Consider the following 16082-nt stretch of genomic DNA (forward strand, 5'->3'; position numbering starts at 1 on the left):
ATCGCCTGAGCTGAATATCGCCTGGGCCGATCAAGCCGTCCGGACGTCTTGATCCGTTTCTCGGCACCGGAACTTCCCGGAGCCCGGGCTCAGTCGAACGGGTTGTACACCTGGGCTCCGAGCCCCGACATGTCGGCGAGGTTCCGCGTCACCAGGGTCAGCTCGTGGACCCGGGCGGTCGCGGCGATCAGCCCGTCGACCGACGGCACTTTCCGCGGCGCGTACTGCCTGCCCCATTCGGCCGCGATCTCGGCCGTCACCGGAAGGATCCGTTCCGAGAACTGCGCGGTGAGCCCGGCCAGCCAGTCGGTCAGCCCGTCCGCACGCTCCCTGTCCTGTTCTCCTCGATGCCTGAGTTTGCTTATCCCCCTCTCGATCTCTCCGATGGTCAGCGCGCTCAGATAGAGCCTGCTCGACGACACCCCACCCCACCAGCGGGCGAAACCCGGGTTCTGGGTGCGGCGCCGGGCCTCGGACACGATGTTCGTGTCCAGCAGGAAGCTCACCCGCTCACCTCCACGACATCTCTCGGTAGATCCTCCGCACGTTCGGCGGCGATCTCCTCCAGCACGTCGGCCAGCGCCTCCCCGTATTCGGGATGGTGCTGCTCACCGGAGAGCACGAGTTTGAAATCGACGGCCTCACCGCCTCCGGCGAGCCTGCGGTAGTCCGCGATGTCCAGCACCACGGCCACCTCCTCTCCATGTTTGGTGACGAACTGCGGCCCTTCGGCCGCGGCCCGGCGCAGCAGCTCACTCAGCCGCTGTTTGGCGTCCTGCACTTGCCAGGTTGCTGCTTCCATCTAGACAGACTAGACGGATTGAGAGGGGTTGGCAAGATCATGAGAGGTGTGGCCGTCGGGAAAGGGCAGGTCAGGACAGGTCGCCGAGCGCCTTCCGGTAGTCGTCGACGTCGTAGTCCATCTCGTGCTCGCCGGCCTCGGTCAGCTGGGCGGCCAGGGCGTCGACAAGGCGGTCGAAGATCTCTTCGCGCTCCTGTCCGGTCTCGCTCAGCCGCCGCACGGCCTGCCAGACCTCGGCGGGCTCGTCGGCCCAGAGCTGGTCGACGATCGTGGTCTTGAGCGCGAGCCGCATCCTCGGCTCGCCGTCGAAGGTCTCCTCGGCCAGCGCCTCGTGGTACTCGGGGTGCTCGCCGATCACCAGCAGACGGCGCTGTTCGGGATCGGCGGGCTCGAGTTCCAGCTCCTCGTCGCCGATCTCCGTGTAGACCGTCGGGACGGCGAACATCCGGCGCGCGAGCGCCTCCGCGAGTTCCGCCGGGTCTTCGATCCCCTCGGAACCGTCGAAGTAGACGTCGAGCGCGGAGTCCTCGTCCTGCGCGAACTCCTCCAGGAACTCGGTCGTGCTCTCCAGTAGCGCCACGCGCGCGGGCTCGGGGAGCCCGGCGCGGTCGGAAGCCCAGGTGACCCAGCCGAGCAAGGCGGGCTCCAGCGCTTCCTCGTACTCCTCGTCGACCTCGAACTCGCCGTCCAGCAGCGACTCCAGGAACCGGGCGAGCTTCTCGGGCCCGACCCGCAACGGGCTGCCCGGCTCGGTCTCGCAGCCGTGATCGACGAGAAGGCGCGCGTAGAACCGCGTCGCGTCGGTGTCCTCCACGAGCCCGGACCCGATGAAGTCGGCGACGACCTCTTCGCGGACCTGCTCGGGCCATTCGGTGATCTCGGGCGAGGGCTCGGGAGCGGGAAGCGCCCGGATCCAGGCCAGCGCGAGCGCGTGGAACCGCGCGTAGTCCTCGCTGACGTCGGGTTCCTCGACGACGTCCGTCGCGGCCAGGCCGTCCGCGAGCAGCTGGTGGGCGCGTTCGGGCAGCACCCGCTCCAGCGTGACCAGCTCCGGGTCGTCGGCGGCCTGCTGCCGCATCTCGGCCAGGACGTCCTGGGGCTTGTCGACCACGACGACGTCGCGGATCCGGCCGCCCTCGGTGAAGTCGACCAGCGCCAGCAGGCCGTGCTCGACGCCGCCGCGGGAGAAGACACAGAGCAGGGAGGACTCGTCGCCGAAGACGTCACCGGTCCGCCAGCAGTCCCCGACGGTCACCGCGGCGAGGTCCGCGGCCCATTCCGGCTCCGGGATCCCCCGGCCCAGCACGGTGTTCAGCGCGGCGGCGGCCGCCTCGCGCTCCTCGTCGGTCTCGGCGAAGACTCGCAGCCCGGCGAGCAGAGCGGCCGCGGCCGGGGTGATCTTCCGCTCGGCGAACGCGATGAGCTCCATGCCCAGCGGCGTCTCGCCCTCCTCGATCTCGATCTCCCACCACTGACCGAGCACCTCGGAGGTCAGCAGCTCGACGTCGAGCACCTCGGGTTCGGCGCCGAGGGTCGAGAAGTCCCGGAGGACGTCCTTGAAGAGGCCCGTCACACTCGGGGTGGAGGGCTGAGCTGCCTTCTTGCGGGCACGACTGACCGGACTCATGGCGACATGTTTTCACGCGTCCTCGAACCGGTTCGTCGCGGTGGTCCCGGGCGCGAAACGCGGTGTCCCGGTCGCGGGGAGGACGCGGGCGGACACCGGTTCGGGACCACCGCGACTTCGTCGGTCCGCTCGTTCGGCTCGACCTTCTTCGCCGTGTTTCCTCGGTTCACTTCGAATAACGACCGACGACGGAAGCGGTTACGCCTTGACCGGTTTCGGAATCGCGATTCTCGCCGCCTTGACCTCGGCGATCAGCCGTGTCTTGCGTTTGTGTATTTCCACCAAAGTGCCCAGGTATGAGCTGAATTCTTCAGCCGTACCGGCCTTTTTGTGCACCGCGCGGAGTTTGCGCAGCTGCCGGGCAGCTTCGCGATAGGAGTTCGGATCTTTGTGGGTGATCAGTTCTTCGACATGGTCCCGATAGATGGGAATGGTTTCGGCCGGATGGGCGACGGAACGCGAATCCGCGAGTTCGACGCGCACCGGCAAAGAAGCCCCGAAACGCACCGCCGCCCGCCACGCCTCGTCCGCGCGATCCTCGCCGAGCAGCGCGCGGACGAGTTCGTCGGCGGCGTCCGCACTTCCGGCCGCGAGCTCCCGCAACCGGGCCAGCGCGGTCTTCCGCTGAGCGACCCAGCGCCCCGTTTCCAGCGACTCCTCGCGCAGGGCGAGGTAGGTCGCGGCGCCGGGATTCTCGTCGAAGTCCTTGCGCGACAAGGGAACTGGTTCCTCTTCGGGCGTAGGAGCCTCTTCCTTCTTGTCGTGCGTGAGCGCCCGCGCGGCGTGCGCGATGGCCTCACTGTGCCGCCCCGCCGCGCGCAGCACCCGCACGATCTTGAGGCTGACGTCGACCCGCGGCGGCTTGGCGGCGAGGATCGCGACGAGCGCGTCGACGTCGCCGGACACCTCCGCCAGCTCCTCGCGCAACCGCTCGGCCGTCTCGTGTTTCACGCCGGACGGATGCTCCGCGAGCACATTGTCCACAGTGGACTTGATTCGCGCGATCCCCTTGTCCCCCAGTGCGGAGGCGAAGTCCGCCAGCTCGATGGCAGGCCAGCCGGGTCCGCCGAACTCCACTTCGAGGATCCAGTCGGCCAGGCTCTCCGGATCCGGCGGCCGCGCGACGCAGGCCCGCGCGTACAGCTCGACGGCCCGGTCCAGCCTGTCCGCGACCTCGCCCGAAGCGTCGTCGATCTGCTCCAGCATCTCGCTGATGTCGTCCACCGTCCGGCGGGCGAGCGGCGCGAGATCGGCCCGGCTACCCGCGTCGAGAAGGCGCTGAAGCGTGTCGAGGACGGAACCGACCTTCGCCGCGTACTCGACGTTGCCCGCCATCACGGCGGTGTCGAGGAGGCGGTGCGCCTCGGCGAGGTCACTCCCCTGGGTGACGAATCGACTCTCCAAGGCCTGTCGTAACGCAGGGTCACGCTCAGCCTGGGCGTTCAGCAGGTCCGCCAGCGTCTCCGCGTCCAAGGTGCGCAGGTAGGGGCGCAGATCCGTCGTGGAACTCACCTGGACAAGTCTGCCCGACCGGTTCGCCGACTCGTGTGGGCCAACAGCGTGCTCTTTTCGGCGTAATCGCTCACCAGGTGTGACCAGTCCGGCGGCCTCACTTCGACACGCGACGGGCAGCGGATGATCGGGATCGGCAGCCTCCGGGCGAGCTGCAGGACGATCGCCATCACGACCCCCGCGAGCAGCGCGATCGCCGCGGCGGCGGCGAGGGCGCCGCTCAAGATCCGGCGTCCGCCGTCGATCGCGATCTGCGCCGAATACTCGATCTGCCGGGCGGCGAGGTTGCCGAGGGACCGGCCGACGACCCCGGCCGCGACGCGCCAGGCGTCCTGGCCGACCGGTGGCGGGGTGGCCGCGCTCAACGCGGTTTCGACCGCGCCGAACCGGCTCCAGTCCACACTCGCGACGAGATTCCGGTACGCCTGACGACTACTTTCCGTCATCTTCCCGGCGACGGCGTCGAGCCTGGCCCGATAGGCGCCGACGGCCGCGGCGTAGTTCCGCCGTCCCTCGTCATCGATCCCGGCGACCGCGAGGGAGTCGCTGCGGTCCAGCCCTTCGACGGCGGTGAGGAGTTCGACGGCGATCGTCTGCTGGTAGCCGACCTCGGCGTCAGGAGCCGTCCGTGCGATCTCGCGCAGGGACGAAAGCGTGGTGTCGATGCGATCGGCGTACGCGAGGTACGTGGCGGAACGGCTGCCCGGCGCCCGCAACGCGACCGCCCGCTCCCGTTGCAGCGCCGCGATCCCCCGGCTCGCCCCGACCATGGTGATCGCTCCGCTTTCGGCGTCGTCCCGGTCTTGAATGGCCTGCTGCACGAGGAATCCGCTGATGAACAACGCCACGAGCACCAGGGCCGCGCACGGGACGAAGGCGATGGAGAGCATGCGAGAGCGAAGGCTTCGCTGGTACGTCAAGACTTTCCTTCCGGATCGGTTTCCCGACGCGGAGCGACGTTAGGCAAGTTGCAAATTGCGCGTCAACGCTCGTCCGCCATACGGCCGTTAGCGCACCGTGACGATCTGGTAGGCACGGCACGTGACTCTCGAGAACCTGCACCAGCGCCTTCGCGACTTCGCCGCCGCCCGGGACTGGGAGCCTTTCCACACACCGAAGAACCTCGTCATGGCACTGTCCGGCGAAGTCGGCGAGCTGACTTCACTGTTCCAGTGGCTCACTCCGGAGGAGTCCGCGAAGTGGCGTTCCGACCCTGATCTGGCGCACAACGTCGTCGACGAAATCGCCGACGTGACGCTGTATCTCCTCCAGTTGGCCGACAGCCTCGGGGTGGATCTGATCGAGGCGGCCAACGCCAAGATCGACCGGAACGAGCACCGGTTCCCGGCGCCGGAGCGCTGAGTCCTGACGGGAGCTGCGCGCTGAACGCGGGCTTCGACCGATCGCGGATCGACCCTCTGTTTCGGCCACAGGCGCGCGTTTCGACACTGGTTCATCGGACCCGGCTCACCGGTCCGGGTCGAGCAGCGCCACACGAGCCGGAATCCGCTGGTCGCGGGGTATTGACCTGACGGGCCGGGCGGCACTGCTACGGCACGGAGCCGCTGTTCCGCGATCACCCGAAGGGCTTGTACTCGCAAGTGGCCAAAGCGATCTACAGGGCCACCTCGAAGTAACGTGAGGTATGCCCGTATCCCGTGGCCGAAAGCCAAAGAAGAACAAGAAGCCGACGAGGGCGCACGCCTCGGCACCAGCAACCCTGCCCGATTGGATGCCGGAATCGATTGAGAACGTCCTGGCCGGGACGGATGTTCTCCTGAAGTCGGAAAGCCCTCGCGAACTTGACCAGGCGACGGCCTCCCTGCTCGGGGCCGAGCTGCACCGTGCGCTGCGGGGCGAGAACGGTGGGCTCGATTTCGACCTGTTCTTCGAAGCCGTCGTGCTCGCGGTGGCGAACGCGGAGCCGCGCCAGGAACTCTGGCTGCTGCTACAGGGGATGAGCGCGATCTCCCCGCCGGGGTTCGAGTCGTTCGTGCGCGCCGGCGTGAGCAGACTGCGGAAGGCGTTGCGGTCGGAGATCCTGCCCGGGTGGCCCCAACTGGCCTCGAAGAACAAGGCCACCGGCGAAGTCTGGGAAATCCAGGACGTCTACGGAACACGTCTCGGTGTGCTCGCGGCCTTCGACTACCCCGGTGGCGAGGCCCCGACGGTCTACCTGTTCGAAATCGACACTTCGTGGATCCCCCGCCTCGGTGGAGGTGGCGTCTACGACTCGCTCGATCAGGCCGTCGAAGCATGGCGACAACGCTTCGGCGAACAGGCCACCCCCGTGGCGGTGACCGATCCGCGCCGGCTGGAAGGTCTTGTCAACCGCTCACTGGACATCCTCGGTGACGAGTCCCGCGCGACCCTCGACAACTGGTATCGCGCCGAGCGCCGGTACTTGGACCTCGATACCGCGCTCAAGAACCGCGGTCTGCGGTTGCCGCCGAGCAGCTACTACATCGACGTCGACCCGGCGGTGATGACCGGTCCGTTCAACGCCTGGCACCTCGAGACCTTCGGCAACGAGCCTGACGAACTGGTCGTCGAGGACCTGGCCGCCGAGTGGATGGAAGGCATCGTCCCGGCCACCTGGTTCGCGGTGTCGCCGGACCGGCTCGGGCACATCAGCGCGTTGATCGGTGACTGGCCGGACGACACCGTCCGCCCCGCCGCCCAGGCGTTGCTGCCGAAGTGGGTGCGGTGGCTCGGCGAACGGGCAGGCCTGCCGTCTCCGCTGGTGGAAGGGATGGTCGCCCAGGCGACGAAGTAACGTGGGGGTATGCCGATCCAGGTGCTGCTCATCGACGACCACGAGGTGGTGAGGCGCGGTCTGCGCGACCTCCTCACCGACGAGCCCGACATCGAGGTCGTCGCCGAGGCGAGCGGGGTCGACGAGGCCCTCGCCGTGGCGATGCACGTCGAGCCGGACGTCGCGGTGGTCGACGTGCGGCTCGGTGACGGCGACGGCATCGCGCTCTGCCGCGAACTGCGGTCGAAGGCGAACCCGCCGCAGTGCCTGATGCTGACCGCGTTCGACGACGAAGAGGCCATGGTCGGCGCGATCATGGCGGGCGCGGCCGGGTACCTGCTGAAACAGGTCCGCGGCCAGGACGTCGTCAACGCGGTCCGGGAGGTCGCGGCGGGCCGGTCGCTGCTCGACCCGGTGTCGACGGCGCGGGTGCTCGACAAGCTGCGGCATCCGCCCGAGGACGAGCTGGGCTCACTCACCGAACGCGAGCGTGAGGTGCTGGAGCTGATCGGGCAGGGCATGTCGAACCGCGAGATCGCGGAACGCCTGTTCCTCGCCGAGAAGACGGTGAAGAACTACGTGACGTCCGTCCTCGCGAAGCTGGGCATGCAGCGGCGCACGCAGGCCGCGGCGTGGATCGCACGCCGCGACCGCTAGCGCGTCAGGGGTGCACGGTGTCCCGCTGGTCAGGGATGACCGTGCCGTCGTCGCGCAGCACCGGGCCGTGGGTGCCGTCGGCGTTCTCGTACGCCGTCGTCGAGCACGGGTAGGTGCGGTTCAACGCGGGGAAGGGCTCGATGAACATCGGGTTCACCGCCCACTTCCCGTCCGCGTCGTCGTAGGCGCGGCACATCAGCTCGTCCTTGTTGCGGTTGAGCGTGACGCGGACCCCGGTGGCGTCGCGCAGCATCGTGACGTCGGTGGTCGCGTCGCCGCCGGCGAGCGCCTGCCGCTTGTCCGCCGGTGCCGCTTCCATCGCCTTCGCGCCGCGGATCCCGAGGATCCGTTCGTTGATGTAGCAGCGTTTGCCGTCGATGTAGGTCATGATCTCGTCGGCGCCGTCGGCGTGCCCGCCGCAGCCTTCGAGGTGCCCGTTGATCCGGCCGTTCGTGGTCTGCGAGTAGATCCCGAGCGTGCGGCTCGGCGGGATGCCGACCGCGGAACCCCAGACGTCCGCGAACTCCTTGGGCGAGGCGGAGACGACCCACGTCGAGAAGCCCGCCTTGTTCAGCGTCGCGATCAGGTCCTTGATCTCCGGGTAGTACCGGATCCACGCGACCTGGGTGCTCGAACCGACCTTCTGGGTCGCTCCGATCGGGGCGAGCAGCGCCGCCGCCCTGGCCTGCCGGGCGATCGCGCGGACCTCGTCGGGACGGTATCCGGCGTTGATCTGCGCGACCCAGGCGTAAGCCGCCTCCATGTAGCGCCGGTTGTTCCCCGCGAAGACCTCTTCGCCGGTGGTCGTCTTCGCGTTCTTCCGCACCGAAAGCAGCTCGTCGGCGCAAGTGACTTTCTTGCTGGTCGGAAGAGGTTTCCCGGCCGGGGTGCTCGTGCCGCACGCCTTGCTCAGCGCGTTCGCGCCGGCGTCGGTCATGAACCGGCTGGTCGTGCGCCAGTCCTTGTTCCGCGGCTGGAGGACCTTGTCGTGCCGGATCATCCAGAAGACGGTCTGGTCGGAGATGTCGTTCTTGATGACCGTGTTGTCCCAGTCGAACACCGCGACCGGCCGCTCGCCGTGCTTCGCGCCGCAGCGGCCGCGTTCGTCGATGACCTGCTGGATCTTCGCCGCGTTGTCGCCGTACCAGTGGTCGGCCAGCCGCAGCTGTGGGCAGTGCGCCGTCCCGGTGGCGGCCGCCGACGTGGCCGGTACCAGCACCGGAACGGTCAGTACGGCGGCGGCAAGGGCCACGGCTCGCAGGAACCTCGGCATGTCATCTCCCCACATCATCGTCGACAGTCCGGGGAGATCCTGTCATTTTCCGGCGAGAGTGACGACCTGCCGGTTGTGAAAGTAATCGTCTTCACGGAGCACGGTGACGCTGCCGGGTGAACCGCGGAAGTCGACGTACCCGGCCGCTTCGAGCGGCATCCGGATCCACGCCGCGATGACGAAGGTGAGCGCGCCGCCGTGCGTCACGACGATCTGGTGCTCGCAGCGGCTTTCCAGGATCGACTCCATCGCCGCGTACACCCTCGCGGCCATCGCGCCCTTGGTCTCGGCGCCGGGGATTCCTTCGTCGTGACTCAGCCGCTCACCGACGGCGGGCGGCGGGACGAACCGGGTGTCCAGCCACTCCTGCGGCTTGCCCCCGGCCTCCCCGTACGACTTCTCACGCAGCCGCCGGTCCAGCACGGGTGTCACGCCGAATCGTTCGCCGATCACCTCCGCCGTCCGCGCGGTGCGGCGCAGGTCCGAGGCGTAGAGCTCGACGTCGTCCGGCACTTTCGCGCGCAGCGACTCGGCGACGGCGGCGGCCGCGCGCTCGCCGTCGGGGGTGAGTTCGGAATCGAACCACCCGCCGACCACGCGATCGACGTGGTGGGTTGCCTCCGGATGCGTGACGACGTAGACGGTGCGCATCCTCCGATTCAAGCGCGGGTCAGTCTCGCGAAGGCGACGACGTTGTCGAGGTAGTTCCCGGTCGAGGAGTCGAAGTCGCCGCCGCAGGTGATCAGGCGCAGTTCCGGCTCGATCGTGTCGCCGTAGACCCTCTCCGTGGGGAAAGAGGTCTTCGGATGCCGCTCGACGGCGTACACGGTGAACACCGCGGTGATCCCGTCCTCGCGGTGGACGAGGGCTTCGTCGCCGGTCCTGAGTTCCTTGAGCCTGCCGAAGACACCGGGGACCTTCTTGTAGTCGACGTGCCCGGCGAGGACGGCGGGCCCGACCTCGCCGGGTGCCGGGCCGGCGGCGAACCAGCCGGTGGTGATCGCGTCGCGCGGCACTTGCAGGCTGCCGTCGGCGGCCAGGCCGAGGTCGACGATCTCGCCGGTGCGGACCCCGATCGCGGGGATCTCGAGCGTCGCCGGTTTCGCGGGTGCGAGCGGCGGGGTGTCGGAGGGCGTGGGCGCCACCGCGGTCACCGTGGATGGCGCTGTCGGTGCCGCCGGCGACGTGATCTTGCCCGTCGCCGGGATGGCGCACGCGGTCAGCGCGGCCGCGAGGCCCGCGCCGATGAACGTGCCGATGACCAGCGGAAACGGCCATCGGCACCAGGAAGTCCGGGTCATCGTTCGGCGCGCCGCCGGAGCAGGAGGGACGCACCTGTCGCCGACGCGGTCAACAGGGCCGTGCCGGTCAGCGCGACCGCGCCGATCTCCAGGAGGCCACCGTTGGGTTCTTCGGGTTCCCCGCCGGTCGCGACGCCGCCGACGGGTTTGACCTTCACCTGGCCGGCTCTCGCGGGTTCGCCGAAGCGGTTTTCGCAGGCGTATCCGTCGTGATCACCGTCGAGCCGGTGCGGATCCCGCGGGTTCTTCTTGAGTTCCGCCTGCGCGGCCGCCTGCGAGGGGAAATCGGCGCAGTCCTTGTCCGGCAATTGCGCCGGACGCGTTTCGCAAGCTATTCCGTCGAGCCGGAAGCCTTCGCAGTTCTGGTCGGAGATGGCGGGCAGCTCCAGCGCGAATGCGACAGAAACCGGACCGAACAAGGAGAATCCGGCGAGTATGGCGGCCGTGCCGATGGCTCGACGAACCGAGGACATGCGGGGTCCTTTCGCTGGGAATTTCCCTTACAATCGCGCGGCGGCCCCCGCTGTTACGGATTAATCTGAAATACCGAATCCTCACTCGAATGAACGAAAAAGCCCGTTAATTTCACACGGTCTGATCGAGGGGAACGTCGAACGCGACCAGAGTCCCCAGGCTCGGCGAAGAATTGATCGAAAAACGCCCGCCGGACGTCGTGGCGCGTTCGGCGAGGTGACGGAGACCGCGTTTGGCGACCCCCTGCGGGACACCGGATCCGTTGTCCCGCACCCGGAGTTTGACGCCTTCCGCGTCGCGGCTGAGCGTCACGCGGGTCTCGCTCGCCCCGGAGTGCCTGACCACATTGGACAGTGCTTCGCGAAGCGCGGCGCGGATGTGATCCGCTTGGTCGGCGGGGATGTCGGCGAGTTCTCCCGAAAGTTCGAGGGTCGGCGGGTAGCCGAGCAGCTCGCCCGCGATGCGCACCTCGCCCCGCGCGGACTCGGCGAGGTCGGTGGCGGTGACCGTCTCGTTCGCGGGTTCCGGGCTGCGCAGGGCGCGTACGGTGCCGCGGATCTCCTCGATGGTCTGGTCGAGTTGGTCGATCGCCTCGGACAGCCGCGCGCCGTCGGCCTGCGCGAACCTCTTCCGCATGTTCTTGCGGACGCGGTCGAGCTGCATCCCGGCGCCGTAGAGCCGCTGCACGATGACGTCGTGCAGCTCGCGCGCGATGCGTTCGCGCTCTTGGTACAGGGTCACGCGGTGCCGGGCGTTGGCGCCTTCCGCCAGGGCGAGCACCACGCCCGCCTGCGCCGCGAAGGCGGTGAGCACCTCGACAGTGCTGGCGGAGAAGGGATCCCCGCCGTGGCGGCGGTACACGGTGAGCGCGCCGAGGACGCGCCCGCCCGCGCCGAACGCCGACGCCGCGAAAGGCCCGAAGCCCTGAAGCTCCGGCGGCACGAACGGCGCCGTGCGGGGATCGACGGTGAAGTCCTCGCTGACGACCGGTTCGCCGCCGCGGGCGACCTGTCCGGCGGCGGAATCCGCGGAGAAGGCCAGCCCCCTCAGGCCTTGCGTGGTGGCTCCGTGCGCGGCCTCGGCGACCACCTGGCCGTCGTCCGCGCGCACCATGACGAGACCGAGGTCGGCCTCGGCCAGTTCGACGGCGCGGGCGACCACGGTCTCCAGCACGTCACCCGGGTCGTCGCCGGACAGGGCGGTGCCGGTGATCTCGGTGGCGGCGGACAGTGCGCGCGCGGCAAGTGTGGGATCCATGAGCGCTATCGACATTAGTCCGCTCCGGCCAGTACGCGCGTTGTGACGCGGCCCTCTCGGACCTCCAGGACGACGTCGGCGTCGGCCGCTTCGGCGGCGTTGTGCGTGACGTGGACGACGGTCTTCCCGGCCAGTGCCTCGCCGAGCCGTTCGCGGACGGTCCTCGCCGTGGGCTCGTCGAGATGCGCTGTCGGCTCGTCGAGCAGGACGAGGTCGGCGCGCGCGGCACCGAGCACGGCACGCGCCAGCGCGACCCGCTGCGCCTGCCCACCGGACAGCCCGGCGCCCGCGCTGTCCAGCATCGTGGTGAGTTCGACGTCCTCGAGAACGGCCTGGTACAAGGCTTTCCGCAGGTCGGCTTCGGAGGCCGTCGGCTTGGCGAGGCGCAGGTTCTCGGCGACGGTGGTCGAGACGAGCATCGGCTCTTGTGGCGCCCAGGCGACGTTCTCGGATACGGCGACGTCACCCTTGCTCGGCTTGAGGAAGCCGAGCAGGGCCGCGACGAGCGTCGACTTCCCGGCGCCGCTCGGGCCGATGACGGCGACGTGCGTGCCGGGTGCGATGTCGAGGTCGACACCGGTGAGGACCGGCTGGTCGGTGCCGGGCCAGCCTAGGTCGGCGTTGCGGATCCGCACCCTGCCGGTGTCATGAGGGGTCCCCATGGGACGAATTTCGTCCCACGGGGACCCCTCATGACACGCGGCGAGGCGCAAACGGGCCTGGCGAAGGGTGTCCCAGTGCTGCGCGGCGGGCGGGAGAAGGGAGAGGACCTCCGCGAGCGCCAGCGGCACCAGGGCGACCACCGGCGCGAGAACCGGGTCCAGCGCGCCGGCGGCGACGGCGCTCACGGCGAACCCGGTGCTCACGACGGTGGCGGCCCCCGTCGCCAGGATGATCAGGGCGTCGGCCGCTCCGGCACCGAAAGCCTGTCGCCGGGCTTCGGCGGTCAGTGCCGCGTCGGTCGTGGCGATCCGGCGACGTCGCTCTTTGTCAGCCCCGTACGCGATCAGCTCGGCGGCCGCTTCGAACAGGCTCAGCACCTGCGCCGACACCGAACGCCGTCCGGCGGCCAGGGCGCTGGTCGCGCGGCGTTCGGCCCGGAGCGCGAGCAGCGGCGCGAACGCGCTCACCAGCACGGCCGCGGCCAGCGCGAGCCCGGCTTCGGGCAGCACGGCGGCCTGGACCGCGACGGCGCCGGCGGCCACCAGCGCGACCACGACCAGCGGCGTGACCACCCGGGGCAGCAGATCGCGCACGGTGTCGGTGTCACCGACCAGCCGTCGCTGCTCCTCGCCCGCCCGGAGTGCCCGCGCCGGCCCGAGCCGCACCAGCGACTCCCACAGCCGGACCCGCAGGCTCCCGGCGATCCGGAACGCGGCGTCGTGGGTGACCAGCCGTTCTAGGTAACGCAGCCCCGCGCGGCCGAGGCCGAACGTCCGCACGCCGACGATCATCACCGTCAGGGTCAGGATCGGCGGCTGCTGCGACGCCTTGGCGATCAGCCAGCCCGAAAGCGCGGTCAGCGCGACCCCGGCGAGCAACGCGGCGGCGCCGAGCAGCGCCCCGCCGAAGAACCTCGGCTGGAGCAGGTGGCGCCACGGGACCGGCCTGGTCGCCGTCCGCTCTTCCGTCGTGACGACTTCCCTCACCGCGTCGGCCGACATGTCGACACCGGTGGTGCGTTCGTGCGCGGCGATGATCGCGGCGGCCCCGTTGTCGACGGCCTTGCGGACGGCGGCCATGACCAGTGCGGCGTTGACCTCGTCGAGGTGAGCGGTGGGCTCGTCGAGCAGGAGCAGCCACGCGCCCGACCGGACCCTCACCAGCGCCCGCGCCACCGCGACGCGCTGACGTTGTCCCTGCGACAGCTTCGAAACCGGCCGTTGGGCCAGCCCTGCCAGCCCGAGTTCGCCCAGGATGTCGTCATCGCCGACCTCGTCGCGGACCGTGCCCCCGCCGAAGACCGGCGACTGCGGCACCCAGGCGACGTTCTCGCGCCAGCGGTCGAGGTCGGCGTCGGCGAGGTCGGTACCGCCGACGGTGATCGATCCGTCGTGGGCCTGCGCGAAACCGAGCAGGACGGCCAGCGTCGTCGACTTGCCGCCGCCGCTGGGCGCGCGCAGCCAGGTGATCTCGCCGGGCCGGACGGAGAACGTCTCGCCGTCGGGGGCGAACCCGCCGCGCCTCGAGACGCGGAGCCCGCCGACGTGGATCTCGCCCTTGGCCGGTGTCCCGGAACCGTTGGGCGGCAAAGGCTCCGCGAGCACGTCCGCGACCCGGCGCACGGCCTCGACGCCGTCTTCGCTGGCGTGGAACGCGGCTCCGACAGCGCGTAGCGGCTGGTAGCACTCCGGGACGAGGATCAGCACGCCGAGTCCGATGGCCAGCGGCAGGTCGCCGGAGACCAGCCGGACGCCGATGACGACGGCGACCAGCGCGACCGAAAGCGTCGCGATCAGTTCCAGCGCGAACGCCGACGCGAACGCGACCTTCAGGGTCTTGAGCGTCGCGCGGCGATGACGTTCGGAGATCTTCCGGACCGTCTCGGCCTGCGCCTCGGCGCGGCGGAACGCGCTGAGGATCGGTAGCGCGCGGACGAGTTCCAGCAGATGTCCCGACAGCCTTTGCTCGGCGTCGGCGGCTTCGGCGACCCGCTCGGCGGTGTGCTTGCCGATCAGGATGGCGAACAGCGGCACCAGCGGCACGGTGATCACGACGAGCGCGGCCGACGGCCAGTCCGCGACCAGGATCGCGGCACCGGCGGCGAGGGGCACGATCGCCGCGGTCACCAGCGCCGGGAGGTACTGGGTGAAGTAGGCGTCGAGCGCGTCGAGTCCCTTGGTGGTCAACGATGTCAGCTCGCCGTGGCCGCGGCGAGCGATCCATTCCGGGCCGAGTTTCAAGGCATGGTCGAGGGCCTTGGCGCGCAGTTCCTCCTTCGCGCGGGCCGCCGCTCGGACGGAGACGATCCGCACCGCCCAGCCGGTCAACGCGCGCCCTGCGACGAGCGCGAGCAGCACGGCCAGCTGGGCGGTGCGGTCCCCCATGGTTCCGCGGACGACCGCGGAGAGGACGTCGGCCAGCAGGAACGCTTGTCCCACCAGTAGAACGGCGTTGCAGAAAGACAAGATGGCGCTGAGGATCAACGCCCGGCGCGCCGCACTCGAAAGTGGAGCCAGCGCGCCGAGCGGACCCTTCCCCGGTCGCGCTGGGTCCATTGTGGACTCCGTGGCGGAAAGGGTGTCGCGGCCGGGAAGTTCGGTCATGGTGCGTGCACCGGTGGGATGTGCCGGGTACCGATGCGCTTGCGGAACACCCAGTACGTCCAGCCCTGGTAGATCAGGACGGCGGGGGCGCCGAAGAGCGCGACCCAGGTCATCACGGTCAGCGTGTACGGGCTCGACGCCTCGCCCGCGATGGTGAGCGTGTTCGCCGGGTCCAAAGTGGACGGAAGGACGTTCGGGTACAGCGCCACGAAGATCGCGACCGCGGCGGCTCCGATGACTCCGCCGAGCGCGGCGAACGCCTGCCCTTCCCGGCCCGCGCGAATCCGGAACCAGGCGATGACCGCGGCGACGACGGCGATGCCGATGAGCAGCAGCGTCCACAGGTCGCCCGAGCGCAGTTGCACGACGATGAGGAAGGCGAGCAACGGCAGGAGCGCGACCGGGAGCAGGCGCGTGGCCAGGTTCCGCGCGCGGTGGCGGAGGTCGCCCTCGGTCTTGAGTGCGAGGAAAGCGGCGCCGTGGACCAGCGAGAACCCGACGACCGCGACCGCGCCGAGCAGCGTTTCGAGGCTCAGGGCGGCGAACGGGCCGCCGACGCGGTTGCCGTCGGCGTCGAGCGGGAGACCGAGGGTGGTGGTCGCGAGGAGCAGGCCAACGCCGAACGGCGGGATCCACGAGCCGATCCCGATGACGCGGTCCCAGTTGCGGCGCCAGCGGTCGGAGTCGACCTTGCCGCGGTATTCGAACGCGACGCCGCGGCCGATGAGGGCGAGCAGGACGACCAGGAGCGGCAGGTACGCGGCCGAGAACAGCGACGCGTACCAGCCGGGGAACGCGGCGAACATCGCGCCGCCGGCGACGATCAGCCAGACCTCGTTGCCGTCCCAGACCGGGCCGATCGTGTTGACCATGACGCGGCGCTCGGTGTTGTCCTTCGCGAGGACCGGCATGAGCATGCCGACGCCGAAGTCGAAGCCTTCGAGGAAGAGGTAGCCGAGCCAGAACAGGGCGATGACGCAGAACCAGATCGTTTCGAGGGTCATCGGGTGCTCACTTTCCTGGCTTCCCGGGGCTTCCTGGGCTGAAGGGGACTTTCGCCGCATGCGATGCGGCGAAGGGAGCCTTCGGTGCGTGCGATGCGGTGAAGGGCCCCCTCAGCCCCCGGCGTTCGGTGACCGGACTCAAGCGTTCGGGTCG

The 16082-nt window shown here is 69.6% G+C and carries 15 protein-coding genes; 3 read left to right on the forward strand and 12 right to left on the reverse strand.

Features of this window, described 5'->3' with window-relative positions; genetic code table 11:
* Window positions 1-89: 89 nt before the first annotated feature.
* The 5 genes from CFP71_RS25140 to CFP71_RS25160 form a co-directional block, all read right to left on the reverse strand.
* Window positions 90-506, reverse strand: coding sequence for a type II toxin-antitoxin system VapC family toxin (locus CFP71_RS25140; RefSeq protein WP_093936396.1), 417 nt, complete (start codon window positions 504-506; stop codon window positions 90-92).
* Window positions 503-802 carry a type II toxin-antitoxin system Phd/YefM family antitoxin gene (locus tag CFP71_RS25145; protein WP_037315524.1) on the reverse strand — a complete coding sequence of 100 codons (300 nt, stop codon included), beginning with the start codon at window positions 800-802 and terminating at the stop codon, window positions 503-505. The genes CFP71_RS25140 and CFP71_RS25145 overlap by 4 nt, the downstream gene beginning before the upstream one ends.
* Window positions 803-872: 70 nt before the next feature.
* Complete coding sequence (locus CFP71_RS25150; protein WP_093936397.1) at window positions 873-2429, reverse strand: DUF1841 family protein; 1557 nt, start codon at window positions 2427-2429, stop codon at window positions 873-875.
* A gap of 198 nt (window positions 2430-2627) precedes the next feature.
* Entirely contained in the window at window positions 2628-3941 is a 1314-nt protein-coding gene (locus tag CFP71_RS25155; protein ID WP_093936398.1) for a hypothetical protein, read from the reverse strand.
* A complete protein-coding gene (locus CFP71_RS25160; RefSeq protein ID WP_093936399.1) occupies window positions 3938-4831 on the reverse strand; it encodes a nitrate- and nitrite sensing domain-containing protein in 894 nt (297 codons plus the stop codon). Before CFP71_RS25160 ends, CFP71_RS25155 begins: the two co-directional genes overlap by 4 nt.
* Before the next feature lie 151 nt (window positions 4832-4982).
* Between CFP71_RS25160 and CFP71_RS25165 the strand changes: the two genes are divergently transcribed.
* The 3 genes from CFP71_RS25165 to CFP71_RS25175 all read left to right on the forward strand — a co-directional run bounded on the left by CFP71_RS25165 (window position 4983) and on the right by CFP71_RS25175 (window position 7353).
* Window positions 4983-5303, forward strand: a complete 321-nt coding sequence (locus tag CFP71_RS25165; protein WP_093936400.1) for a nucleotide pyrophosphohydrolase — start codon at window positions 4983-4985, stop codon at window positions 5301-5303.
* A 370-nt stretch (window positions 5304-5673) separates the two neighbouring features.
* Window positions 5674-6717 carry a hypothetical protein gene (locus tag CFP71_RS25170; protein WP_093936401.1) on the forward strand — a complete coding sequence of 348 codons (1044 nt, stop codon included), beginning with the start codon at window positions 5674-5676 and terminating at the stop codon, window positions 6715-6717.
* 9 nt (window positions 6718-6726) lie between these two features.
* Entirely contained in the window at window positions 6727-7353 is a 627-nt protein-coding gene (locus tag CFP71_RS25175) for a response regulator (protein WP_005149535.1), read from the forward strand.
* Between the two features lie 4 nt (window positions 7354-7357).
* Here CFP71_RS25175 and CFP71_RS25180 read toward each other — a convergent pair whose 3' ends face one another.
* From CFP71_RS25180 to cydB, 7 genes are all read right to left on the reverse strand, one after another.
* Complete coding sequence (locus CFP71_RS25180; RefSeq protein ID WP_093936402.1) at window positions 7358-8626, reverse strand: HAD family hydrolase; 1269 nt, start codon at window positions 8624-8626, stop codon at window positions 7358-7360.
* A 42-nt stretch (window positions 8627-8668) separates the two neighbouring features.
* A complete protein-coding gene (locus CFP71_RS25185; protein ID WP_093936403.1) occupies window positions 8669-9277 on the reverse strand; it encodes a histidine phosphatase family protein in 609 nt (202 codons plus the stop codon).
* 8 nt (window positions 9278-9285) lie between these two features.
* The gene (locus tag CFP71_RS25190) at window positions 9286-9927 is read right to left on the reverse strand and encodes a class F sortase (protein ID WP_093936404.1); all 642 of its coding nucleotides are present in this window, start codon (window positions 9925-9927) and stop codon (window positions 9286-9288) included.
* Window positions 9924-10400, reverse strand: a complete 477-nt coding sequence (locus CFP71_RS25195) for an excalibur calcium-binding domain-containing protein (RefSeq protein WP_093936405.1) — start codon at window positions 10398-10400, stop codon at window positions 9924-9926. The genes CFP71_RS25190 and CFP71_RS25195 overlap by 4 nt, the downstream gene beginning before the upstream one ends.
* 112 nt (window positions 10401-10512) lie before the next feature.
* Entirely contained in the window at window positions 10513-11658 is a 1146-nt protein-coding gene (locus CFP71_RS25200; RefSeq protein WP_093936406.1) for a GAF domain-containing sensor histidine kinase, read from the reverse strand.
* A gap of 14 nt (window positions 11659-11672) precedes the next feature.
* Window positions 11673-14924 carry a thiol reductant ABC exporter subunit CydD gene (gene cydD / locus CFP71_RS25205; RefSeq protein WP_093936407.1) on the reverse strand — a complete coding sequence of 1084 codons (3252 nt, stop codon included), beginning with the start codon at window positions 14922-14924 and terminating at the stop codon, window positions 11673-11675.
* Window positions 14921-15928, reverse strand: coding sequence for a cytochrome d ubiquinol oxidase subunit II (cydB, locus tag CFP71_RS25210; RefSeq protein ID WP_093936408.1), 1008 nt, complete (start codon window positions 15926-15928; stop codon window positions 14921-14923). Before cydB ends, cydD begins: the two co-directional genes overlap by 4 nt.
* Window positions 15929-16082: the final 154 nt, after the last annotated feature.

This window comes from Amycolatopsis thailandensis, assembly GCF_002234405.1.
Classification (GTDB): Bacteria; Actinomycetota; Actinomycetes; order Mycobacteriales; family Pseudonocardiaceae; genus Amycolatopsis; species Amycolatopsis thailandensis.